Origin of the sequence: Mesobacillus persicus, from assembly GCF_900109925.1 — a bacterium.
GTDB classification, from domain to species: Bacteria; Bacillota; Bacilli; order Bacillales; family Cytobacillaceae; genus Mesobacillus_B; species Mesobacillus_B persicus.
In genome coordinates, this window is the sequence record NZ_FOBW01000007.1 from 55562 (window position 1) to 77747 (window position 22186).

The window sequence follows — 22186 nt, forward strand, 5'->3', positions numbered from 1 at the left end:
CAAATTATTGAAAGAAAAGGTGAGGTCTATGAAGGTATCATTATTTGTAACCTGTTTAATAGATATTTTTCAGACGGATGTAGGCTTAGATACAGTGGAATTGCTCGAAAAGCTTGGATGCGAGGTTGATTTTCCAGAAAAGCAAACCTGCTGTGGCCAGCCAGCCTATAATAGCGGCTATGTAGATAAAGCAAAAGAATCAATGAAACATATGATTAAAGTTTTTGAGCACTCTGATTATGTTGTCACACCGTCGGGTTCATGTGGAACGATGTTTAGGGAATATCCACATATTTTTAAAGGTGACCCTGAATGGGAAGAGCGTGCAAAGAAATTAGCTGACAAGACCTATGAACTTACCCAATTTATCGTGGATGTTTTAGGAGTAGAGGACGTAGGTGCAAAGCTAAATGGAACGGCCACTTACCATACTTCCTGTCATATGACCAGGCTGCTAGGAGTAACGGAAGCTCCAATGAAACTTTTAAGCAATGTTGAAGGTTTGGAAATGAAACCGCTCCCACATAATTATAATTGCTGCGGCTTCGGTGGGACGTTCTCAGTAAAAATGACGTCTATCTCTGAGCAGATGGTAGATGAGAAGGTTCAGAGTGTTGAAGATTCAGGAGCCCATATATTAATTGGGGCAGATTGCGGTTGCTTAATGAACATAGGTGGGCGAATTGATCGTAAAGAGAAGCCAATCAAAGTGATGCATATAGCCTCTGTATTGAACAGCAGATCGTAAAGGAGGAAGTAAGATAATGGCGATGAAAATCGGGGATAAACCCTTTAAGGAACGTGTTTCGGATGGCATTGACGATAAATTTATGCGAGGAGCTGTATCCTCTGCACAGGGACGGTTTCGCAGTGGACGCTTAAATGCTGCCGAGGAATTGGGCAATTGGGAAGACTGGCGCAAGCTTGGTGAGGAAATTCGTTCCCATACGATTGAAAACTTGGATTATTACCTGGAGCTTTTAAGTGAAAATGTTACAAAACGGGGTGGACATGTTTTTTTCGCGGAAACGGCAGAAGAGGCAAATGATTATATCACCAATGTTGTAAAGCAGAAAAATGGCAAAAAGGTTGTTAAGTCCAAATCGATGGTAACAGAAGAAATCAATATGAACGAAGCATTGGAAAAAGCCGGCTGCGAAGTCATTGAAAGTGATCTTGGAGAATGGATTCTACAAGTCGATGATCATGACCCGCCATCGCATATTGTTACCCCTGCTCTTCATAAAAATAAAGAACAAATTCGGGATGTATTCAGGGATAAACTTGGTTATGACAAGACGGAAAAGCCTGAGGAATTAGCGTTGTTTGCACGGGAGAAACTTCGTGAGGAATTCTTACAGGCTGATATCGGAATTACAGGCTGTAACTTTGCTATCGCAGAGTCAGGTACCATCTCACTCGTGACCAATGAAGGAAATGCACGAATGGTAACTACGATTCCAAAGACACAGATTACTGTGATGGGAATGGAGCGCATTGTCCCAACATGGGAGGAGATGGAGGTCCTTGTTAGTTTGTTGACTCGTGCGGCAGTAGGGCAAAAGTTAACAAGTTACATTACCGCCTTAACTGGTCCAAAGCAAGAGGGCGAAGTGGATGGACCAGAGGAATTCCATCTTGTGGTTGTAGATAATGGACGTTCAAAAATTCTAGGAACAGCTTTCCAATCGATTCTCCATTGCATCCGTTGTGCAGCCTGTATTAATGTATGTCCAGTATATCGTCATGTTGGTGGACATTCGTACGGTTCCATTTATCCCGGTCCTGTTGGTGCAGTATTATCGCCACTTCTTGGAGGGTATGAGGAGTATAAAGAGTTACCGTATGCATCGACGTTATGTGCAGCCTGTACAGAAGCTTGTCCTGTGAAGATTCCTTTACATGAGCATTTGCTACGTCACCGGCAGGAAATTGTTGAAAAAGAGGGAAAAGCACCTGTTTTTGAAAACCTATCGATGAAAGCATTTAGCATGGGAACTGCTTCTCCGGCGATGTATAACATTGGATCAAAACTTGCGCCAACGGCATTAGGTGCTTTTGCTAAGGATGATAAAATATCCGATGGACCAGGACCATTGAAAAACTGGACAGAAATTCGTGATTTCCCTGCTCCAAAGAAAGATAGATTTAGAGACTTGTATAAAAAGAGAAAGAAAGAGAGGGGAGAATGATGGCTGTAGGTCAAGCGCACAATCGCAATTCTTTCTTAGATAACTTGGCCAAAAATCTAGGGAGAGAGCGCCGTCACCATGTGGAGAAGCCTAATTGGACTCATCAGCCCCAATGGGAAGTGCTTAAAGGTGCCTCACAGGATGATCTTGTGGAAGTACTGAAAAAGCAATGCAAGCTGATTCACACGGATATCCATGAAACCGTTTCTTCAGAGCTTTCCACCCTGATTACACATTTAATTAAAGAGTACGGTGCCAAAACGGTTGTTACTTGGGATGATCCGCGTTTTGAGGAGTTCGGACTAAACGACCTCGATGAAGAGTTAAGTAACGAACAAGTTACGGTGCATACTTGGGATCGAGAGGGTGCAGAAGAGAATCTGGCTTTCTCAGCAACTGCTGATATCGGGATAACCTTTAGTGATGCCACTTTAGCAGAATCCGGGACAGTCGTTTTATACAGTGATAAAGGCAAGGGACGTGCAGTAAGTCTTCTTCCAGCTGTATATCTTGCAATTATCCCCAAAAGCACTATTGTTCCAAGGATGACGCAGGTAGCGACGGAAATCCATCGTAAAGTCGAAAAAGGTGATATGGTTCCTTCTTGTGTGAATTTTATTTCTGGACCGAGTAATAGTGCGGATATAGAAATGAATTTAATCGTGGGTGTACACGGACCTGTCAAGGCGACTTATATTATCGTTGATGATAAGTAAGCTCTATAGAACGAAGAAATTGGCGAAAACACACAGAGCAACTCTTACTGGTTGTTCTGTGTGTTTTCTTTATGCCAAGATTTCTTTCACTTTAGAAACAACTTCACTAGGACTAAACGGTTTAGAGATAAACGCATTTGCCCCTAAATCGAAGCCCTTGCTTTGATCGAACTCCCCACTTTGGGCGGATAACATTATCACAGGTGTATTTTTATGCTGCCTGATTCCCTCTAACACCATAAACCCATCCTTTCCTGGCATAAATACATCTAGAATGATGGTGTCATAGTCCTCATCAAGGGCTTTGGTTAATCCATCGTCACCATTATCTGCAACGTCGACATGAAAGGATTCCCTTTTTAAGTACATACTTAGTAAGTGACTTATCCTACTCTCATCCTCGACAATAAGTATCTTCAAACTCATATTAAACCTCCAAAATTTCCTTTAAATTGTTTACTTCGACATTAGCGTAGGTTTTTCCTATAAAAAATAGATAATATGTTTTAGAATATTTTTATAGACATGCTTTAGAATATATGAACTCACAATAGTAAAATGCCTCTGTTACTTTTGGGATTGAATAGTTATTAAGATAAGGTTATTATTAATGATAGAATTAGGAGAGACAAGCTCCCGATTTTTTTACGAGTGATGATTAAAGTTTAAATGATTATGAATATAATTGGAAATGATTATCTAGATAGATAAGCTAGAAATTAAAGCCAAAGTAAGAGTTTAGAAAATGTCTTTTTCTACTCTTATTTTGGCTTTTTTACATTTGGCTGTGTTATAGGTCAATGTTGATTTAGAGCAGGTTGATTGGAGAGGAAGGCACGAAGACTCCTCGAAAACAAACTACATTTTCTCGTGCGTGGGCATATTCAAGGATGCTGTTCAATGTCCTGCGGGAGTGCAAGGCCTAGGGAGACCCCGCAGGAGCAAAGCGACGAGGAGGCTCCCGGACTGCCCGCGGAAAGCGAAGTGCCTGGAGCGGAAATCAACAGCCAAGTTAAGATAGCCTTACATTTATAAAGAGCGGAGGATGCTATCCTATGGGTAAACTTGATAATGATCGGATAAACAACCTTCTAAAATTATATATCGATTCCAATAAAGATAAAGACTTTTACTTATCACGAAAAAGGGATGCCTGTTTAATTTGTAATTTACTAGGACAAATTGTTTATGCTAATCATGGCTCAAAGGAGCTTACTGGTTATAAGGATGATTTGCTTTCAAAGGGGTTAAGGGATCTCTTTATTGATACTGAACTGGATGAAAATCAAGCATTCTTTAAAGATAGAGCACCTGAAACACTTAATTATTTCCGTAGCAAGCTAATTAGTCAGTCAGGACGGACAATAGAAGTAAATGTTGCCTATTTCCCGATTTACTTTATGGATGAATATGTCGGGACATATATTACGATAAAAGAATAGATGAATCTATCAATCTTGATGTATATGCACAAGTATGTTAAAATACTTAAGTCTAATGTCTAGCAGTCATTGGGAATTTTAAGATTGAAAATTTTGTTCGATATACATAATTCTTATATTTAAGGCTATGTTGAAGCGTCTGCAACGTAAAAACAAAGCATACTGTTTGGTAAATGGAAGAAACTATACTTATAGTCGTCTTAACCGTGGCCTAACTTCTTTTTAGAAGTTAGGCTTTTTTTATTGTTGAGGAAATTAAAAAGTTAAAGGGTGTGGATAATTGTGTCCGTTTTCTGCATCCAGCTCCAGCGCCTAGCCCCTCGGGTCATAAGCCAGTCGGGGCTGACCAAGTCGCTTGCGCTTTTGTTTATATAAGGAGGATTTCAATGGTTTATACCACTCAAGATGATTTGCTTTATCTTAGTAGTAGGTTCAGCAAAACATTAAAAAGCAGGTTCGGGAAGGGGCCTGAAACTTGTTATGTGGTTTCGCAAGATAACAGGCTATTTATTTATATTGGTAATTTTATGACACCCGCTGAGGAAGTGTTAGTAGCAAACAATCAAGTGAATATGGCAAATAATTTTCGAGCATCTGTCATTAATGTCATCTGTAAAGAGTTTATCAATGAAGCCTCGAAAACTTTAGGGTTGAAATTTCATTCTTGTTTTCATGATTGGAATTATGATACGAATAAAGGCATTTTTATCATAGAGTCCAACGATATTCAATCAACCGACCATAAAGAAGTTTATTTTGAAAAGGGTCTATTTGAGGTCATGGGGAGGATTATCTCTAAAGTACATAAAACCCCTGAGCGGTTTGAAATCCTTAAATGGAATCAAAGTGTCTGTGTTGTTGAATGCAGGGAAGTCTTGCTGTCGATGGACCGTTATCTATTCCGACAAGGATATTCAGATATTTTACTAGAACATTCTAGGGAAATGAAAACATTTTTAAAAAGCCAAAAGGACCAACTGAAATTGGTTTTTAACCGAGAAGTTGAGGATTTGTTCATCATTTGGGATTATGAAAAAGATCGATCCATTATTGTGTTCAGTTTACAATGAGACATAGAATCAATTGCTCCTAGACGGGGAGATGCAAAAAATACATAACCGAAAATAAGCCCAGTTATCTTTGCTGGGCTATTTTCTATGAATAAGAGAGTGGTTCCCGATTGCAGGGGAATTTAGGGTCGAATAACTACTGCTGTACCTATAGGAATGAGCCTAGCTAGTTCCTCTACATCTCGATTGTACATTCGAATACATCCTTTTGAAACGGCTTTGCCAATCGAGCTGGGGTCATTTGTACCGTGAATCCCATAATGTTCTTTGGATAAACTCATCCACATCGTTCCGAACGGTCCCCCAGGGTTAGGGGCTTTATTAATGATAATAAATGTTCCAGTTGGTGTACCATGCAGGATTCTGCCAACGGCAATGGGGTATTGCTTTTGCAGGACACCGTCTTTGAACAATTTGAGTTGGCGGTTGCTGACGGAAACTTCAATTCGGTATGGAATGGTATGGGGAGAAGGGAAACCTGGGATTACGATGGATTGTCCTGGATAGATCACATTCGGATTGATAGAAGGATTTGCCCTGATGATGGTAGCAATTGGTGTCCGATAATCCCTTGCAATTTGGTTTAAGGTTTCACCTGATTTCACCGTATGAATCAGTGTAAACACCTCCAATGATTGGTTTAATTGTTACAGTGCATTTTATGTTAAGGGCACGGATATAGTTTCAGCTTCATAGGCTTGTTGAAGGTGAAATCTCATTGAGAAGGCCAGGGAAATTATCTTCATGAGGGTGATGAAGATGAAAACCCTATGAAAATGCTGAAATCATCTTCATAGGTGTAGGAAGATGATGCCCTCCCAACAATTAAATTCTTCGTCAGGGTTATAGAGGAATATAGGAAGCAGTAGATTTTGTAAAAAGGATGAAGAGGAGAAATAAAAACCTTTAGCTAAAACTTTTTATAGCTAAAGGTTTCGCTCTTGTTTAGGGAAGGAACTATTAACAAAACTTAGATGTCGCGTAAGACGCTTTCTAAGTCATCATAACCACTTAAATCTTCCTTGTTTGGGTCATCAGGTTCGACCGTCCATTCCTTTTTTCCGCTAGTAAATCCTCCATGTTCATTTTGATGATATGGAGTATGAATGTGATAGGTTCTTCCATCTTTTTTAACCGTATAGCCGATATAGTAAGTGTTTCCCTGACCTTGTTCCTCGTAAATACCAATATCATCAAGGTTAAACTGATTCATGTATGTTTCAAACGACCGTTGTAAATCATTTAAAATTTCTTCACGTGATGAAATATCCATTGATTTCCCTCCTTTCCTCAAAAACCCTATCCTTTAATATGTCTATATTTGTTTTAAATAAACATTTACGCACAATTTTGATTGAGATTTATGAACTCAATTAAGTGAGGTTGCTAACAATCGACTATTTCCAACAATCTTCAGTCAGTGACAGACCAAGGCATTTATGTATAAAATCAACAGTATATCAATGGCGAAGGGAACTAGATGATGGAGATAAAAACAGTTTCAATTATTGGACTAGGTGCTTTAGGGATTTTAGTTGGACATCATTTATCGAAAAAGATGCCAAGAGAGAATCTAAGGATTATTGCTGATCAGAAGCGAGTGGTGAGATACAAAAGTGAGGATGTTTTTTGTAATGGGGAACGCTGTGATTTTAACTATATTACACCTGAAGAAAGGTGTGAGCCAGCAGACCTGCTGATTTTCACGGTTAAAAATGAAGGGTTAACCGAGGCAATTGACGCAGTAAAGAACCATGTAGGTGAAAACACAATTATTTTATCTGCCTTGAATGGAATTACTAGCGAAGCGATCATTGGTGAAACCTACGGAATGGATAAACTCCTGTACTGTGTTGCTCAAGGAATGGATGCCGTTAAAGTTGGGAATGAACTGACTTATGAGAATATGGGGATGCTTTGTTTCGGTGAGCGATCATCTGAGTTGAACAACACAGAAAAGGTTCGGAGAGTTGTGAATTTCTTTGAGCATACTGAATTCCCTTATGAAGTGGTTCCTGATATGTATAGGCGACTGTGGAGTAAGTTTATGTTGAATGTCGGAGTGAATCAAACGGTTGCGGTGTTTGGGAGCAATTACGAAGAGATTCAGAGAGAGGGACAAGCTCGGGAAATGATGATAGCCGCGATGAGAGAGGTGATGGTTCTCTCTCAGAAAGAAGAGATTGATTTAAACGAAGAGGACATCCTTTATTGGTTAAATGTGCTGAACACTTTGAGTCCAGAGGGGAAACCGTCTATGGCGCAAGACTTGGAAGCGAAACGATTAAGCGAGGTAGAATTATTCTCTGGAACGGTTTTGAGGCTAGGAGAAAAACACCGAATCCCTACTCCTGTAAATAGAGAACTCTACAATCGAATTAAATCAATAGAAAGCCAGTACGACACCAACTACGCAGGACAACCACGATTAACGTAGCTCAAAAAAGGAGGCACCTGCCTGATGGCAGATGCCTTTTAATAAAGGGGGAATACGTTATTATGTTAAACAATTTTGATAGAGTTTAAACATAAAATAGAAAAAATTCTTTTATAAATGAATGAGATTTTTATAATTTTTATGAATAAAAGAGTTCTAGGTGGGGAAGGATATAGGTAAGAAGAGAATAAGGGGCGGGATAAAAATGAACAAGCAAAAGAATTTAATAGATTTTGTGAATCATAACCAATTTGAGCTACAAACATACTTAAGTTACCTGCTTGGGCACCAAGCACAAACTAGTGATGATAATGGAATTGACTATAAAAACAGAGGAGAAGTCATCTTAATGGGGTGATTCCTCCTCTTTTTTTTGTGAGAAAAGTTGCAGGGCGACATCACTCTGTCACCATTTTTTCAATAACTGAGGAGAATCAATCTATAATCTGCTAGAATCGATGCATAACGGCTTAGAAACGATTAATAACTGGCTAGAATCAATGCATATCAATTTTTAAAATAGATTATGTACGAAATAAACCTGGAATGAAGCTTTTTTTGAACGCTAATTTCGTGTACTCTTATCTCAAGCAACCAGAACGCGCGTTAGGAGCAACTTCAATGAAGGAATATTATTATGATAAATTGCTGAACATCAAAACAGGAGAGGGAAAGAAGGAGTTTGATCAATCGACACATTATCATCCTTATGAACCCACACCATATAGTGCCCTTGAAGAGCTGTTTCATAATTATGAAGTGAAAAGCAGTGACCGGATTGTGGATTTCGGAAGCGGAAAAGGCCGATTAAACTTTTTTATTCATTATTTTTATCAAGCGTCTGTTATAGGTATCGAAATGAACGAGCAATTTTACCGTGACGCAATCGATAATAAAGAAAGATATTTAGTTAAAATCACAAAAAGCAAAAGGAAACTTGAATTTATTAACTGTCTCGCGGAAGAGTATCCAATTCATTGTTTGGATAATCGCTTTTACTTCTTTAATCCATTTTCCATTCATATCTTTAAAAAAATCATTCACAATCTGATGGTCTCAGTAGAGAATCATCCACGTGATGTCGAGATTGTCTTATACTATCCATCAGAAGATTATATCTATTTCTTAGAAAATCAAAGTATTTTTGAATTAAAACAGGAAGTCATTCTGCCGATAGTCTATGAAAAAAATCAAAACGAGAGATTTCTAATCTATCGCTTTCCATTGTAAAAGGCACTTCATAATTGAGGTGCCTTTTACTGTCTACAATTCACGTAGTTTTTGATTAAGGGATGCTAATTCACTTTCAATCCCAGCAATTTGTTTTTCAAGCGGCGAAAGTTTGCCATCCACATACTCTAATTTTTCCAAATCATGTTGGAGACGGATGTATTCGGCTTTTAGTTCGGCAATTTGGTATTCAATGTCTTTTTTATTCATTTCTTGGCTCCATTCTTCTAATAAATTTCTTTCTATTATAACATTGAAAAGAAATGGTTATAAAAAAGCAAGCCTCCTGATAAGGCCAGCCAGTAGTTGAAGCTAAGTAAAAACCTTATTGGATAGTATTGGGTTTTCAGTTTAAATAGGTGGATTAATAATTAGGATCCATCTTTTAGTCCCAATCATCCCAAATTCCCAAAGGCATAATAAAAATAAACAAGTATAGGAGGGTATGGCCATGTTCACAGCTGGACAAACCGACATGCAACAAATGGACAGGTACACGATGGATAAGCTTGGACTACCGGGTGTTGTGTTAATGGAAAATGCAGGGGCAAGGATTGTTGAGGAGATTCTGACGTGCTCACCGGGTAAAAAAGCAAAGGTAGTGATATTGGCTGGTGGTGGAAATAACGGTGGGGATGGCTTTGTCATTGCTAGAAGATTAGTTGATTTAGGTTGGGAGCCATATCTTTGGCTTTTGGTTGAGCCTGAAAAGCTAAAAGGCGATGCAAAATGTCAATTTGATGTTTACCTTAATCGCGGTCTTCCATTATTTAATCTAGGTGATTTGGAAGACTTACCAAAACACCTGATTGAAGCTGAGATCATTGTTGATGCCATTCTTGGCACAGGGGTAAAAGGGGTAAAGGGGGCTGTTCGGGAACCTTTTAAATCAGTCATCAGAATGGTTAATGAGCTTCAACACCAGCCAACCGTGATATCAGTTGACATCCCTTCTGGTGTGAACAGTGACGATGGTAAAGTAATAGAAGAGACAGCAATCAAAGCGACAAAGACCGTCACTTTTGTATTTCCGAAGAAAGGCTTCTTTTTACAGGACGGCCCCAAATTTATCGGCGAGTGGAAAGCTGTGGATATCTCTGTACCACCATCGATTGTTGATAATCTTCACCTCCAACTACCGCAGATAATCACAGAGTCTCTTGTGAAAAAATCAATCCCAAAGCGGCCTCCGTACGGTCATAAAGGGACATTTGGTCATGCGCTTGTCATTGGAGGATCAGGCTCGTATGTTGGCGCTCCGATTTTTACGGCTAAGGCTGCATTGAATAGTGGTGCCGGTCTTGTCACCTTATGCGTTCCAGAAAATATCTACCCGATGGCGGCAACACAATTGCCAGAGGCGTTATTTTTACCACTATCAGAAACTAACGGCCATTTCTCCAAAGATGCGGTGGCAGAATTTGCCCCGAGAATTCAGCAATTTGACAGCATTGCGTTAGGTCCGGGGATGGGGAGGTTCGCTGATGGGGAACAATGGGTAAGAGAATTGATAGGAACACTCACTGACCAACCATTAGTAGTCGATGCGGATGCGTTATATTTGCTTCGAAACGATCTTGAGATGATTCGAGGGTATGAAGGGCCAGTCATATTCACCCCTCACCCTGGTGAAATGGCAAGTTTAATTAATAAAACGGTAAAGGAAGTAGAGGAAAATCGACTAGAAACTGCTCGGAAGTTTGCGCAGGACTATCATGTGTTGCTACTATTAAAGGGACACCGTTCAATCATCGCGACACCAGAGGGAGATATCTTTATAAACCCTCATGGGAATGATGCTCTTGGTAAGGGTGGAAGTGGTGATGTCCTAACAGGTTTAATCGCCTCCTTTCTCGCTCAAGGAGCATTACCAGTACAAGCAGTCCTAGCTGCAAGTTTTCTCCATGCCAGGTCAGGAGAAAATTGCGCAGAAGTCTTATCCAACTACGGCGTAATGCCAGTTGATATTATCGATGGTGTAAAAAATTTGTTAAACTTATTAATGTGCTCCTCCAAACAGGAGCAGAAATAATGTTAGAAAAGGGATGGTCATACAGTAATGGAGAATCCAAAGATTAAAGGGAAAATGATAGAAATCGTCGAAAATCAACTAAAAGAGAATTTTCCTAAGTGCACAAAGGAAACATATGACAGACTAATGGATGCAGGGAATTCAGCCGAAGACTCAAAATTGAAGATTGCTGGGATTTTGGTGATAGAAATGTACGATATGATGAAGAATCAACAACCTTTTAATGAGGAACGGTATGCGGAAGGATTGGCGGAATTAACTTAACGTCATAATGAAGCTTTATAACTACTTTAATAAACAAGAATGAATAATCATACAAATCGCTGTAATTGATTTATCGCCCCATTGTCTGTAAAATAGATTAGTGTACAAATTATATTATACGGAGAGTGAGTTTTTTTGGCTGAAGTGCCCATAGGTTTAATTATTACTCTGGTGGTTTTAATTTTTTTATCTGCTTTCTTCTCGTCTGCAGAAACGGCCTTTTCAAGTGTGAATAAGATTAGATTAAGGAACTACGTAAGTGAAAAAAAGGCTGGAAGTAAAAAAGCCTTGCAAATTACCGAGAACTTCGACAATGCTCTATCTACTATTTTGATAGGGAATAATATTGTAAATATTGCAGCGTCGAGTATTGCAGCCAGTGTAGCTACAGGATTATTTGGAGCAGGTACAGGTCTCATTGTTAGTACATTAGTCATGACCGTACTCGTGTTAATTTTTGGTGAAATATTGCCAAAGTCCATTGCAAAGGAAAATGCTGAAAGTTATTCATTAAAGATTTCTGGCATCCTTTTTTTATTAATTAAAATTCTTACTCCTTTTAACTTTTTGTTTGGAAAGCTGAAGGATGTTGTCTCAAATACATTTTCAAAAAATAAGGAAGCTACCCCGTCCGTCACCGAAGAAGAAATAAAAGTGATGGTTGACATAAGTGAAGAAGAAGGCGTAATCAATAGTGATGAAAAAGAACTTGTCCATCGGTCATTAGAATTTAATGAAATAATGGTTGGCTCAATTTTAACGCATAGGATGGATATGATTGCGATAGAAGTTAATCAGCCAATTGAAGAGGTAAAACAAATCTTCTTAGCAGAAAGATACTCGCGGATTCCAGTATACAAAGATCATATTGATAATATCATTGGGGTGTTATCGGAACGGGAATTTTTTGCTGAGCTTGTACAACACGGTGAAGTGAATATTGAATCACTATTACGTAAACCTGTGTTTGTTGTAAAATCAATGAGAATTGCGACTCTGCTCCCTGAGCTTCAAAGGCTAAAAAGCCATATGGCGATTGTAGTTGATGAATTTGGTGGTACATCCGGTTTGATTACACTTGAAGATATCCTAGAAGAGTTAGTCGGAGATATTTGGGACGAACATGATGAAAAAATTAACATCATGACCAAGCTGAGCGAAACATTATATGAATTTGATGCTCAATTTCAGTTGGATGATTTTGCGGAACTGTTACATGTACCAATGCCGGAAAGCTCTAGTCATAGCATTGGAGGATGGATATTCGAGACGCTGGAAAGAATTCCGAAGCAAGGGGAAGGATTCCAGTATGAAAACCTATATATTACGGTTCATGAAGTCGACAACAACCGCATTCGAAATGTAAGAGTCGAAATCATGCCCACTGATTCGAGTGAGGATGAGGAAGCAAAGTAACGTAATAATTAAAAAAGAAGCATCTGCCTTTTTTCTGGCGGATGCTTTTTAAAATAAAGGGGGAATACAATAACCAGCATTGCCAGCGGATTGAATCCTTATACCTTCCTCTAATAAGATGGGTCGAAAGTCATTGGAATTTATGTATTTTCACTACTATTTTCTCATCCTTTTTGATTTTTCCGTACAAGCATGAACTGCTTGGATGACGCTTGAACGAAAACCGGTTTCCTCCAGTTTTGCTACTGCTTCAATGGTAGCCCCTCCAGGTGAGCATACTTGATCTTTTAATTCTCCAGGGTGTAAATCAGTTTCCAGGACCATTTTGGCTGCCCCTAATAACGCCTGAGCGGCGAATACATAGGCTTGCTTTCTTGGAATCCCTTGTTGAACAGCCCCATCAGCAAGTGCTTCGATAAACATATACCCGTACGCCGGAGAGGCTCCACTTACTCCGCTGACCGCGTCCATCAGATCTTCACTGAGAAATTCCACTCTTCCAAAGCACTCAAACAGACTTTGAATCAACCGCGTCTCTTCCTCTGTAATTAAATCGTTGATGCTAACCCCAGTCATTCCCTCACCCACTAGAGAAGGAGTATTTGGCATCGAGCGCACCATCTTCATTCTTTTACCAAAACGCTGCTCGTTTTGTTCGATGGTTTGGCCAGCCGCAATCATGATAATCATTGCATTTTCATGCACACTGTCTTTTATTTGCTCAATAACTGCTGGATAAAATTTAGGCTTTACCGCCAAAAAGAGGATCTCACATTTCTTCGCTACCTCAAGATTATCTTGAGTGACCTGCACTCCATATTTCTGATGCACTTCTTCTAGGTTAGGAAGGGAACGATTCGATGCATAGACCTGATCCGGACTAGCAAATTTGGATTCGACCATCCCACCAATCATCGCTTTTGCCATATTCCCACAGCCGATAAAACCAATTTTCTGATTCATGATTTTCATCCTTTCTTACAAATAATGCGTTTCATTGATTATATCACGATATGAAAACAGGTCTAAGAAGGTTGGTTTATTGTTAGGTTACATAAAAATTTGTTAGTATGGTATTAAGTAACCTTATCTTTAGGGGGGAAAAACATGGAGTGTGTCGATCCCATCAAAGACGTTGGAAAGATTAATGAAATGAAAAGGCTTTTAAAAAAGCAATCCCAACGTGATTTGCTGTTTTTTGTCTTTGGAATCAACACGGGCATCAGAGTGAGTGATCTCTTGTCACTTAAAGTAAGCGATGTATGGGATGAAGCCACTTGTAAAGAGTTTCTCTATTTAAACGACCCTAAAAGTGATGGGGGAAAATCATTTTTTATCAATCAAAGTGTGAGAAAAGAATTAAAGTTGTATTTAAGCAATCAAGAGCTCAAGAGTGATGATTTTCTTTTTAAATCAAAAAGAAATAACCTACCAATTACTCGACAGCAGGCCTATCGAATTATTAACCAAGCCGCTAAAGAAGTAGGGGTACCAGGTAAGATTGGGACCCATACGCTTCGGAAGACGTTCGGGTATCATGCTTACCGGAAAGGCATCGCGATTTCGATTTTAAAAACGATTTACAACCACCAAACACCAACAGAAACGTTGCGTTATTTAGGGATTCAAAGAGAAGAGAACTTGCCCATAAAGGTGGATGTAAATTTGTAACGGAATAAATTCCTGAGACACGAAAGTGCAGATAATCCTAGAATGATATAATGCTGTTTAAAAATAATTGTAGAATAGTAACTTTTGGTCCTAATTTAGAAGGGGTGTGACTTGGATGGAGAGCATAACCCTCCGTTCTCTACTTGACGTAATTGGCGAGTTATTTTCGGATGAAATTTCGATTGCTGTCTCGAATACGAAGGAGTACGTTTATTACCGGCCAAGTAAACGGATTGATTTAAAAATAAAACCGGGAGATCCGTTGAAGAAGGGAACGATTGCTTATAAAGCAGTCGCGAGCCAGCAGAAGGTATCTGAATTTATTAACCGTGATATGTTTGGGGTTCCTTATCATGGAATGGCCGTTCCATTTTTATACGATGGGAAGGTAGAAGGCTGTGTAACCGCTATTTCTCCCGCATTAACCGAAGGAAAATCCGTTGTCACGGTCAAAACCCATGACGGGTGGATTCCGATTCCGTTTACTGATGTTGTTTTACTAGAAGCTAAAGATAAGAAAACGCATGTTTATACCGACGTTTATTCTGGCACACATAAATATACACTTCAAGAGTTTGAGTATATCCTGCCTAAGGATTATTTCATTCGTTGTCATCGATCGTTTATTGTCAATGTGCATCATATTAAAGAAATCTTTCCTGATACCCATTCTACTTTTCTTTTAGCAATGGATAATGGGGAACGAGTTCCTGTGAGCCAATCGTATTCGAGCTATTTTCGGAAGTTGTTAGGGTTTTAACCTAAAAATAGCTAGGTATTTCTGTTTTTCTCTGTTTTGTACTATGAATATGCTGTTTTATCAGAGAATCTCGTATTGTATTCGGAAAATTAAGATTAAACTCCTTTCCTGGGTAAAATAACTGTAAAACTTTTTTTAAGGAGAGGGAATGGGATGAATAACTTAAACCGGATTCGAGATGAGCGTTTACGCAAGCGGGTAGTAACTCCAGAGGAAGCAGCTTCATGGATTGAAGACGGAATGACCTTGGGATTAAGTGGCTTTACACGTGCGGGCGATGTGAAAGCGGTCCCATTTGCCTTGGTTGATCGCGCGAAAACCGAATCATTTAAAGTAAATGTCTATACAGGGGCTTCTCTAGGCTCTGATGTTGATAAATTATTTGCCGAAGCAGGAATTTTGGGAAAGAGACTTCCTTTCCAAGCAGATCCAACGATGCGAAAAGGCATCAACAACGGGGATTTTTTATTTGTTGACCAGCATTTATCCCATACAGCAGAACTAGTGCGAGCCAATGTCATTGATCCAATTGATTTCGCAATCTTGGAAGCGGTTTCTATTACAGAGGATGGCATGATTATCCCGACGACTTCGATTGGAAACTCTCTGTCCTTTGCGAATCATGCCAATTCAATTATTGTTGAAATTAATATGGCTCAGTCTACCAATCTTGAGGGTTTGCATGATTTATATGACCCTGGGAAACAAGGCGAGCGAGGCCCGATTCCACTAACAAAAGCGGATGATCGAATCGGTTCTGCTGGAATTAAAGTCGATCCAGATAAAATTAAAGGGATTGTGTTTACCAATCAGGAAGACTCTCCTTCAACGATTGTCGCACCGGACGAGGAAACAAAGGTAATGGCCGACCATTTACTTAAGTTTTTACGTAAAGAAATAGAAGATGGTAGACTAACAGAAAGTTTAGCTCCGCTTCAATCAGGGATAGGTTCTGTCGCTAATGCGGTTTTACACGGAATGCTAGACTCCGAATTTGAAGACTTAGAAGTTTATTCAGAAGTGCTTCAAGATGCGGTATTTGATTTAATGGATGCAGGGAAAGTGAAGTTTGCTTCATGTTGCTCAATTACCTTATCCGATTCGAAAATGCAGGAAGTGTTTTCGAACTTTGAGAAGTATCGTGACCGTTTAATTATGCGTCCGCAGGAAATTTCCAACCATCCTGAAATCATTCGACGCCTCGGGTTGATTTCAATTAATACGGCACTTGAATTAGATATTTACGGAAATGTCAATTCAACCCATGTGCTTGGGACGAAAATGATGAACGGAATTGGTGGTTCAGGGGACTTTGCGCGGAATGCTCGTTTGGCAATCTTTGTAACAAAATCAATTGCGAAAGATGGAAATATTTCAAGCATTGTTCCGTTTGTTTCACATGTGGACCATACAGAGCATGATGTCGATGTCATCGTTACTGAACAAGGGTATGCTGATTTGCGTGGTCTTGCTCCAAGAGAACGTGTTGAGTTGATTATTGAAAATTGTGTACATCCATTGTATCGGAAGCAGCTTTGGGACTATTACCAAGAAGCTTTAACTAGAGGTGGGCAAACTCCTCATGTGCTCGAAAAAGCTTTTTCTTGGCACACGAATTTTGCTAAAAATGGTACGATGAGAGATCTCACTCTTGTAGAGTCTGAGTAACAAGCGGATTAATTGTTTGACAATTACCCATTTCTATCCTATTGATAGTAGTATTAGAAAACAGGAGTGGTAGAAATGGGATTACCAGAAAAACAGCAGATGGATAGGCAAACTGGAAATAAGAACCGGTTCTTACGCGACTTAAATAGTCAAAATATTTCGTCCGGTCTTATTTCTAGTTTATTGGTGATGACTGGCCCCGCCCTGATCATTTTGCAGGCAGCAGCTACCGGGGGCTTTACCGATCAACAGACCATCAATTGGATGTTTGCGGTCTACTTTTTTGGGGGGCTGTTTGGAATCATCATGCCGCTAGTCTTTCGAATTCCGATAACAGGCGGTCATTCGATTACGGGTGCAGCTTTCTTAGCAACGGTGACGGCGCAATTTACCTATCCACAGCTAATCGGCGGCTATGTGATGTCTGGACTCATCATACTGCTGATTGGAATGAGTGGTCTTTTTACGAAAATCATTAAATGGGTTCCTAAGGAAGTTATTTCTGCGATGCTTGGGGGCTTGGTAACAGGGTATGTGGTGCAGATTGTCCCCGCAGTTGAGGCGATGCCCATAGTTGGGATTGCCGCTGTTTTGAGTTTTTTTCTCTGTACGAGATATATAAGAAAGCTACCGCCAATTGTCGTTTCAATTGTTGTGGCTTTTCTTGTTTTATTCTTAACGGGAGGACTTGAGGTGGGTGCGAAGCAGATTGCTTTTGCCTGGCCAACTATACAGACACCTGAATTTACTGTAATGGGACTGCTTACCCTTGCGCTTCCACTTGCGATGTTGATTTTAAGCAATGATGCGGCTCCTGGAATTGGTGCCTTAGAAAGCGCAGAATTTAAACCGCAGATTCGTAAAATAGTTTCTACTAGTGGTGCTTTTTCGATCATCACCAGTTTCTTTGGAGGGCAATGTGCTAATATCGCAGGAATGATGACGGCCATCTGTTCTGGTCCAGATTCAGGACCGAAAAGGAAGCGGTATATGGGCTCGGTTGTCTCAGGAGTTGTGACCCTATTGTTTGGAGTATTTGCCTGGAAGATCGTCCCGTTTATTCAATCTCTACCAGGGGCGTTTGTTTCCTTAGTGGCTGGTTTTTCTCTGATCACAGTTCTCCATACTAGTTTACAAAAAGGGTTCGCTGGAAATCGGTATCGTTTGAGCGCTTTAACTGCCTTTATCGTCACATTATCCAATATTAGCTTTTTCCACATCAGTGCTCCGGTCTGGGCATTGATTTTCGGAGCGTTATTAGCCCACACAATTGAAAGGGACTATTAAAACACGATTGTTGATAAATTGCCACAATATTTAATGAATAAGAGCTATATAATGAAGGTAGATAATTTTCGACTGCATTAGACCTAGCCTAAATGAATATCACTTTTAGGTTGGGTTTATTTTGTTTGTTATGGCTATGCTTAATGCATGGACGACCATATAGGAGGCGAAATAATGAAAACCTTAATTGTTTACTGCTCTTCCCATGGTACGACGACAAAGGCTGCTCTTTTATTGAAAAAGAAGTTAGAAGGGGATGTAGTTGTTTTAAATTTAAATCGCACGAAGCTCCAATCAGACGTAGGTTTGTTTGACGCTGTTATTATCGGTGGATCCATTCATGCAGGCCATATCCAAGGAAAGATTAAAAAGTTTATGAAGGAAAACAGAGACGTGCTTGTGACGAAAAAAATGGGATTATTTCTTTGCTGTATGCGTGAAGGGGAACTAGCGAAAGAACAATTTGAAAACGCTTACCCAATGAATCTACGAGAAATCGCAGTGGCAACAGGCTTTTTTGGTGGAGAGTTTTTGGTAACAAAGATGAACTTCTTTGAAAAACAAATTGTGAAAAGGGTAAGCAAGGTAACGACGGATACCTCTCGGATTAACGAGAGTGCAATTGGTGAATTTGCTTATTTGTTCAATAGGAAACATAGTCTAGCCACTTTAGATGTTGCGCATTCATCGTATATGGTCGCTGAAGAGTTGAGGTTGTAATATGATAAAGAGAGGGACTGCCCCGGGTTTGGGGTGGTTTTTTTATTTTGGGATGTTATTCCGAGTACTCGGAATAAACAGGTTTGTTTTATCCGTTAAGCTACTCCATCATTCGAATATGCTGTGTATATGAAGGTGGAAGCAACCTTGAAATTCCATCAATCTTTTTGAAAAGCTGTGTTGAAGCAGATTATTGATTTTACATCGTTGATTGGAGCGGAAGGCGCTTGACTCCTCGAAAATGAAGTACGCATTTTCTCGTGCGTGGGCGTATTCGAGGAAGTTATTCAAAGTCCTGCGGGAGCAGCGGGACAGGTGAGACCCCGCAGGAGCAAAGCGACGAGGAGGCTCACCGCACGCCCCGCGGAAATCAACATTCTTGTTAAACGGTGCCTTAAAAAAGAAATTTCATCTAGTAATTCCGTACAAAAGCCCAAACCAAACCGTTTGATTATTTCCATAATCTTAGCTATCCTGTTATAATCTACCACGGTTATTATTTCTTAAAACTTCATATAAGTAAATTGAAGAGGTGTAGTTTATGACATATGTTTTACTGCTTGTGGGATTTGCTTTATTGATTAAAGGGGCAGATTACTTTGTAGAAGGATCTTCTAAGATCGCCAGACTTCTCAAAGTGCCGCCACTGTTAGTAGGTTTAACAATTGTAGCGTTTGGAACGAGTTCGCCAGAAGCAACGGTTAGTATTATTGCCGCGTTGGAAGGAAGTAGCGCCGTTTCGCTGGGGAACGTAATTGGTAGTAATATTTTCAATATCACTTTAGTGGTCGGGATTACAGCAATGCTCAATCCATTACAGGTTGAGAACGAGACCATCCGTAAAGAGATTCCTTTTACGCTTTTGGCGAGTGTCGCTTTATGGGTGATGATTAGTGATATTGCTCTTCAAGGGGCCGGAAGTAACGTAATCACCCGTAATGAAGGAATCATCTTGCTGTTGTTCTTTGCGATTTTCTTATACTATATTTTTGAAATCGCATTAAATAATCGTGAAAAAGGGACGGTAGACACAGGTGATACAACCGGAGTCACTTGGGGCAAGAATCTGGTTTTTACCATTGGTGGACTTGCAGCAATCATTTTTGGTGGAGATATGGTCGTTGATAATGCAACTACGATTGCCCTATCGCTTGGAATGAGTGAAACACTTGTAGGATTGACAATTGTCGCAGTTGGAACATCTTTGCCAGAGTTAATCACTTCGGTAACGGCCGCGTTGAAAAAGGAAAGTGAGATTGCCCTGGGGAATATTGTTGGAAGTAACATTTTCAACATCTTACTCGTACTTGGGGCCTCGGCAACGATTACTCCTTTAGCTGTTGATAGTAAAATTTTCTTTGACCTAATTTTTATGATTGTATTTATGATCGTTTTATTGGTCTTTTCTCGAACAAAGTTTACAATTTCTAAAAACGAAGGGATCATCTTGGCTGCTGTTTACATAGCGTACGTTACTTATATTATCATTCGAAATTAAAAGATGCCTAACTCTCGATGCTTTAAGTTACGAGGGTTAGGCCTTTTTTATTTAACATTGGTAATATACTCCCAATTCCGAATATAAGGTTTTCCCTTCCATTCGACAAATTTCTCCCGTATAATCACCTATGTTCTGTTTTTATCATTGTGAGAAAATTATAAATAAATAAAGGGAAGGAAGTTGAGATTTTCCAATGTCTAACCAAAAGAAGCAAGGCTTTGTTATGCGTTCGTTGAATACAATTGAACGTGTTGGAAATAAATTGCCGGACCCAGTTACATTGTTTGCGATTTTTGCACTGGCCGTCATTGTGCTTTCTGCCATCTTCTCGAATATGGGCATGAGTGTACCAGATCCAGCTAATGAAGGAGAAGTTATTGAGGTAAGAAACCTACTTAGCTCGGATGGAATTTTATATTTATTTGAAAGTATGGTAAGTAACTTCACAGGCTTTGCGCCACTAGGAACGGTCCTAGTTACAATGCTTGGTATCGGGATTGCTGAGAGGTCTGGATTGATTTCCGCTTCCCTACGTGGACTTGTGACATCTGTTCCTAAACAGTTAATCACAGCTGCATTAGTGTTTGCTGGTGTAATGTCTTCAATGGCATCTGATGCAGGATATGTTGTCCTTACTCCACTAGGAGCAGTCCTGTTTGCAGGTTTAGGTCGCCATCCACTAGCTGGACTTGCAGCAGCGTTTGCCGGAGTATCTGGTGGTTATAGTGCCAATCTGTTATTAACATCACTAGATCCATTGCTTGCTGGTCTAACTCAAGATGCGGCATCTATGCTTGACCCTGAGTATGCAGGTCAAATGAACGTTGCAATGAACTATTACTTCATGATTGCTTCAGTATTCTTAATCACCATCGTTGGTACATTCGTTACTGAGAAAATTGTTGAGCCTAGACTAGGTAAGTATGAAGGGGACGTGAAGGAAGAGGTCGATTACTTACGTCCGGAAGAAAAGAAAGGCTTATGGGGCGCATTTCTCTCCATTATCGTGACAGGAATTGCCATTGCATTACTTGTTATTCCTGAGTGGGGACCATTGCGCGCTGGTGAGGAGAGCATCATTGACTCGCCATTCTTACAAACGTTAGTTCCAGTTATTTTAATTATGTTCTTTATCCCAGGATTTGTTTACGGGAAAATTACAAAGTCTATTAAAAATGACAAAGATGTTGCGAATCAATTATCTGAAACGATGGCAACAATGGGTTCCTATATTGTCCTAGCGTTCGTTGCTGGTCAGTTCGTGGCGTACTTTAGTGAGTCAAAGTTAGGAATTGTTTTAGCGGTAAACGGAGCTGAGTTCCTTGAAGCTACTGGATTCAAAGGGATTCCATTGATCTTAACATTTATCGCTATCTCTGGATTTATTAATCTATTTATCGGAAGTGCATCTGCGAAATGGGCAATTATGGCGCCTGTTTTCGTTCCAATGATGATGGGAATTGGCTATTCACCAGAGCTGACACAGCTTACGTACCGTATTGCGGATTCCACAACAAACATCATTTCACCATTGATGCCATACTTTGCAATCGTAATTGCCTTTGCGCAAAAGTATGACAAAAAGATTGGAATCGGAACACTTATCTCGACAATGCTACCATACTCGATTGCATTTTCAATCTTCTGGATAATCATGCTGATTATTTGGATGCTAACAGGTCTTGATCTTGGACCAGGTTCACCGATCTTTTATAACAAGTAATGACTAAAATGAGCTCCCTTCTTTCTTTAAAAAGAGGGGAGTTTTTAGTTTTACTTT

Annotated in this window: 23 protein-coding genes; 18 read left to right on the forward strand and 5 right to left on the reverse strand. The window is 39.7% G+C overall.

Going from position 1 to position 22186, the window contains the following annotated elements; genetic code table 11:
* Window positions 1–28 precede the first annotated feature (28 nt).
* Genes BMX30_RS11060 through BMX30_RS11070 form a run of 3 tightly spaced genes read left to right on the forward strand, consistent with a single transcriptional unit; the run spans window position 29 to window position 2908 of the window.
* On the forward strand, window positions 29–748 hold the full coding sequence (locus BMX30_RS11060) for a (Fe-S)-binding protein (RefSeq protein WP_090745108.1): 720 nt from the start codon (window positions 29–31) through the stop codon (window positions 746–748).
* Between the two features lie 16 nt (window positions 749–764).
* Entirely contained in the window at window positions 765–2192 is a 1428-nt protein-coding gene (locus BMX30_RS11065; protein ID WP_090745112.1) for a LutB/LldF family L-lactate oxidation iron-sulfur protein, read from the forward strand.
* Window positions 2192–2908 (forward strand): LutC/YkgG family protein, encoded by a 717-nt coding sequence (locus BMX30_RS11070; RefSeq protein ID WP_090745114.1) that lies wholly within the window; start codon window positions 2192–2194, stop codon window positions 2906–2908. Before BMX30_RS11065 ends, BMX30_RS11070 begins: the two co-directional genes overlap by 1 nt.
* 69 nt (window positions 2909–2977) lie before the next feature.
* Here BMX30_RS11070 and BMX30_RS11075 read toward each other — a convergent pair whose 3' ends face one another.
* The gene (locus BMX30_RS11075; protein ID WP_090745116.1) at window positions 2978–3334 is read right to left on the reverse strand and encodes a response regulator transcription factor; all 357 of its coding nucleotides are present in this window, start codon (window positions 3332–3334) and stop codon (window positions 2978–2980) included.
* 629 nt (window positions 3335–3963) lie between these two features.
* Here BMX30_RS11075 and BMX30_RS11080 point away from each other — a divergent pair.
* Both BMX30_RS11080 and BMX30_RS11085 read left to right on the forward strand, forming a co-directional pair.
* The gene (locus tag BMX30_RS11080) at window positions 3964–4350 is read left to right on the forward strand and encodes a PAS domain-containing protein (RefSeq protein WP_090745119.1); all 387 of its coding nucleotides are present in this window, start codon (window positions 3964–3966) and stop codon (window positions 4348–4350) included.
* 386 nt (window positions 4351–4736) lie between these two features.
* Complete coding sequence (locus BMX30_RS11085) at window positions 4737–5420, forward strand: Na-translocating system protein MpsC family protein (protein WP_090745122.1); 684 nt, start codon at window positions 4737–4739, stop codon at window positions 5418–5420.
* Window positions 5421–5542: 122 nt separating this feature from the next.
* Here BMX30_RS11085 and BMX30_RS11090 read toward each other — a convergent pair whose 3' ends face one another.
* Together BMX30_RS11090 and BMX30_RS11095 are read right to left on the reverse strand one after the other, a co-directional pair.
* The gene (locus BMX30_RS11090) at window positions 5543–6037 is read right to left on the reverse strand and encodes a L,D-transpeptidase family protein (RefSeq protein WP_090745615.1); all 495 of its coding nucleotides are present in this window, start codon (window positions 6035–6037) and stop codon (window positions 5543–5545) included.
* Between the two features lie 353 nt (window positions 6038–6390).
* Complete coding sequence (locus BMX30_RS11095; RefSeq protein ID WP_090745125.1) at window positions 6391–6693, reverse strand: DUF5634 family protein; 303 nt, start codon at window positions 6691–6693, stop codon at window positions 6391–6393.
* A gap of 207 nt (window positions 6694–6900) precedes the next feature.
* Between BMX30_RS11095 and BMX30_RS11100 the strand changes: the two genes are divergently transcribed.
* From BMX30_RS11100 to BMX30_RS11110, 3 genes are all read left to right on the forward strand, one after another.
* A complete protein-coding gene (locus BMX30_RS11100) occupies window positions 6901–7857 on the forward strand; it encodes a ketopantoate reductase family protein (protein ID WP_090745128.1) in 957 nt (318 codons plus the stop codon).
* Window positions 7858–8062: 205 nt separating this feature from the next.
* Window positions 8063–8215, forward strand: a complete 153-nt coding sequence (locus tag BMX30_RS23530) for a hypothetical protein (protein WP_170843851.1) — start codon at window positions 8063–8065, stop codon at window positions 8213–8215.
* 263 nt (window positions 8216–8478) lie between these two features.
* A complete protein-coding gene (locus BMX30_RS11110; protein ID WP_090745134.1) occupies window positions 8479–9087 on the forward strand; it encodes a methyltransferase in 609 nt (202 codons plus the stop codon).
* A 33-nt stretch (window positions 9088–9120) separates the two neighbouring features.
* Here the strand turns inward: BMX30_RS11110 and BMX30_RS23535 are convergent, their stop codons facing one another.
* Complete coding sequence (locus BMX30_RS23535; protein WP_170843852.1) at window positions 9121–9297, reverse strand: SE1832 family protein; 177 nt, start codon at window positions 9295–9297, stop codon at window positions 9121–9123.
* A 241-nt stretch (window positions 9298–9538) separates the two neighbouring features.
* On the opposite strand from BMX30_RS23535, the gene BMX30_RS11115 reads away from it, so the two are divergent.
* From BMX30_RS11115 to BMX30_RS11125, 3 genes are all read left to right on the forward strand, one after another.
* Window positions 9539–11119: an NAD(P)H-hydrate dehydratase gene (locus tag BMX30_RS11115; protein WP_170843853.1), complete on the forward strand. Its 1581-nt coding sequence runs from the start codon at window positions 9539–9541 to the stop codon at window positions 11117–11119.
* A gap of 27 nt (window positions 11120–11146) precedes the next feature.
* Window positions 11147–11383: a hypothetical protein gene (locus BMX30_RS11120; protein WP_090745143.1), complete on the forward strand. Its 237-nt coding sequence runs from the start codon at window positions 11147–11149 to the stop codon at window positions 11381–11383.
* Between the two features lie 135 nt (window positions 11384–11518).
* Window positions 11519–12799, forward strand: coding sequence for a hemolysin family protein (locus BMX30_RS11125; protein WP_090745147.1), 1281 nt, complete (start codon window positions 11519–11521; stop codon window positions 12797–12799).
* Window positions 12800–12955: 156 nt separating this feature from the next.
* Here BMX30_RS11125 and proC read toward each other — a convergent pair whose 3' ends face one another.
* On the reverse strand, window positions 12956–13762 hold the full coding sequence (proC, locus tag BMX30_RS11130) for a pyrroline-5-carboxylate reductase (RefSeq protein WP_090745150.1): 807 nt from the start codon (window positions 13760–13762) through the stop codon (window positions 12956–12958).
* A 144-nt stretch (window positions 13763–13906) separates the two neighbouring features.
* Here proC and BMX30_RS11135 point away from each other — a divergent pair, with 144 nt between their 5' ends.
* The 7 genes from BMX30_RS11135 to BMX30_RS11165 all read left to right on the forward strand — a co-directional run bounded on the left by BMX30_RS11135 (window position 13907) and on the right by BMX30_RS11165 (window position 22129).
* Window positions 13907–14470: a tyrosine-type recombinase/integrase gene (locus BMX30_RS11135; protein ID WP_090745153.1), complete on the forward strand. Its 564-nt coding sequence runs from the start codon at window positions 13907–13909 to the stop codon at window positions 14468–14470.
* Between the two features lie 115 nt (window positions 14471–14585).
* Complete coding sequence (locus BMX30_RS11140) at window positions 14586–15230, forward strand: LytTR family DNA-binding domain-containing protein (protein WP_090745156.1); 645 nt, start codon at window positions 14586–14588, stop codon at window positions 15228–15230.
* Window positions 15231–15383: 153 nt separating this feature from the next.
* A complete protein-coding gene (locus tag BMX30_RS11145) occupies window positions 15384–16898 on the forward strand; it encodes a succinyl-CoA:acetate CoA-transferase ScpC (protein WP_090745159.1) in 1515 nt (504 codons plus the stop codon).
* 75 nt (window positions 16899–16973) lie between these two features.
* Complete coding sequence (locus BMX30_RS11150; protein WP_090745162.1) at window positions 16974–18185, forward strand: benzoate/H(+) symporter BenE family transporter; 1212 nt, start codon at window positions 16974–16976, stop codon at window positions 18183–18185.
* 174 nt (window positions 18186–18359) lie between these two features.
* Window positions 18360–18905 (forward strand): flavodoxin domain-containing protein, encoded by a 546-nt coding sequence (locus tag BMX30_RS11155; RefSeq protein ID WP_090745164.1) that lies wholly within the window; start codon window positions 18360–18362, stop codon window positions 18903–18905.
* A gap of 541 nt (window positions 18906–19446) precedes the next feature.
* Window positions 19447–20403 (forward strand): calcium/sodium antiporter, encoded by a 957-nt coding sequence (locus BMX30_RS11160; RefSeq protein ID WP_090745167.1) that lies wholly within the window; start codon window positions 19447–19449, stop codon window positions 20401–20403.
* 196 nt (window positions 20404–20599) lie between these two features.
* Window positions 20600–22129, forward strand: a complete 1530-nt coding sequence (locus BMX30_RS11165) for an AbgT family transporter (RefSeq protein ID WP_090745172.1) — start codon at window positions 20600–20602, stop codon at window positions 22127–22129.
* Window positions 22130–22186: the final 57 nt, after the last annotated feature.

Coding starts and splice junctions, on each gene's coding strand:
- BMX30_RS11060 (WP_090745108.1), top strand. CDS start 29: ATGAAGGTATCATTATTTGTAACCTGTTTAATAGATATTTTTCAGACG.
- BMX30_RS11065 (WP_090745112.1), top strand. CDS start 765: ATGGCGATGAAAATCGGGGATAAACCCTTTAAGGAACGTGTTTCGGAT.
- BMX30_RS11070 (WP_090745114.1), top strand. CDS start 2,192: ATGGCTGTAGGTCAAGCGCACAATCGCAATTCTTTCTTAGATAACTTG.
- BMX30_RS11075 (WP_090745116.1), bottom strand. CDS start 3,334: ATGAGTTTGAAGATACTTATTGTCGAGGATGAGAGTAGGATAAGTCAC.
- BMX30_RS11080 (WP_090745119.1), top strand. CDS start 3,964: ATGGGTAAACTTGATAATGATCGGATAAACAACCTTCTAAAATTATAT.
- BMX30_RS11085 (WP_090745122.1), top strand. CDS start 4,737: ATGGTTTATACCACTCAAGATGATTTGCTTTATCTTAGTAGTAGGTTC.
- BMX30_RS11095 (WP_090745125.1), bottom strand. CDS start 6,693: ATGGATATTTCATCACGTGAAGAAATTTTAAATGATTTACAACGGTCG.
- BMX30_RS11100 (WP_090745128.1), top strand. CDS start 6,901: ATGATGGAGATAAAAACAGTTTCAATTATTGGACTAGGTGCTTTAGGG.
- BMX30_RS23530 (WP_170843851.1), top strand. CDS start 8,063: ATGAACAAGCAAAAGAATTTAATAGATTTTGTGAATCATAACCAATTT.
- BMX30_RS11110 (WP_090745134.1), top strand. CDS start 8,479: ATGAAGGAATATTATTATGATAAATTGCTGAACATCAAAACAGGAGAG.
- BMX30_RS23535 (WP_170843852.1), bottom strand. CDS start 9,297: ATGAATAAAAAAGACATTGAATACCAAATTGCCGAACTAAAAGCCGAA.
- BMX30_RS11115 (WP_170843853.1), top strand. CDS start 9,539: ATGTTCACAGCTGGACAAACCGACATGCAACAAATGGACAGGTACACG.
- BMX30_RS11120 (WP_090745143.1), top strand. CDS start 11,147: ATGGAGAATCCAAAGATTAAAGGGAAAATGATAGAAATCGTCGAAAAT.
- proC (WP_090745150.1), bottom strand. CDS start 13,762: ATGAATCAGAAAATTGGTTTTATCGGCTGTGGGAATATGGCAAAAGCG.
- BMX30_RS11135 (WP_090745153.1), top strand. CDS start 13,907: ATGGAGTGTGTCGATCCCATCAAAGACGTTGGAAAGATTAATGAAATG.
- BMX30_RS11140 (WP_090745156.1), top strand. CDS start 14,586: ATGGAGAGCATAACCCTCCGTTCTCTACTTGACGTAATTGGCGAGTTA.
- BMX30_RS11145 (WP_090745159.1), top strand. CDS start 15,384: ATGAATAACTTAAACCGGATTCGAGATGAGCGTTTACGCAAGCGGGTA.
- BMX30_RS11150 (WP_090745162.1), top strand. CDS start 16,974: ATGGGATTACCAGAAAAACAGCAGATGGATAGGCAAACTGGAAATAAG.
- BMX30_RS11155 (WP_090745164.1), top strand. CDS start 18,360: ATGAAAACCTTAATTGTTTACTGCTCTTCCCATGGTACGACGACAAAG.
- BMX30_RS11160 (WP_090745167.1), top strand. CDS start 19,447: ATGACATATGTTTTACTGCTTGTGGGATTTGCTTTATTGATTAAAGGG.
- BMX30_RS11165 (WP_090745172.1), top strand. CDS start 20,600: ATGTCTAACCAAAAGAAGCAAGGCTTTGTTATGCGTTCGTTGAATACA.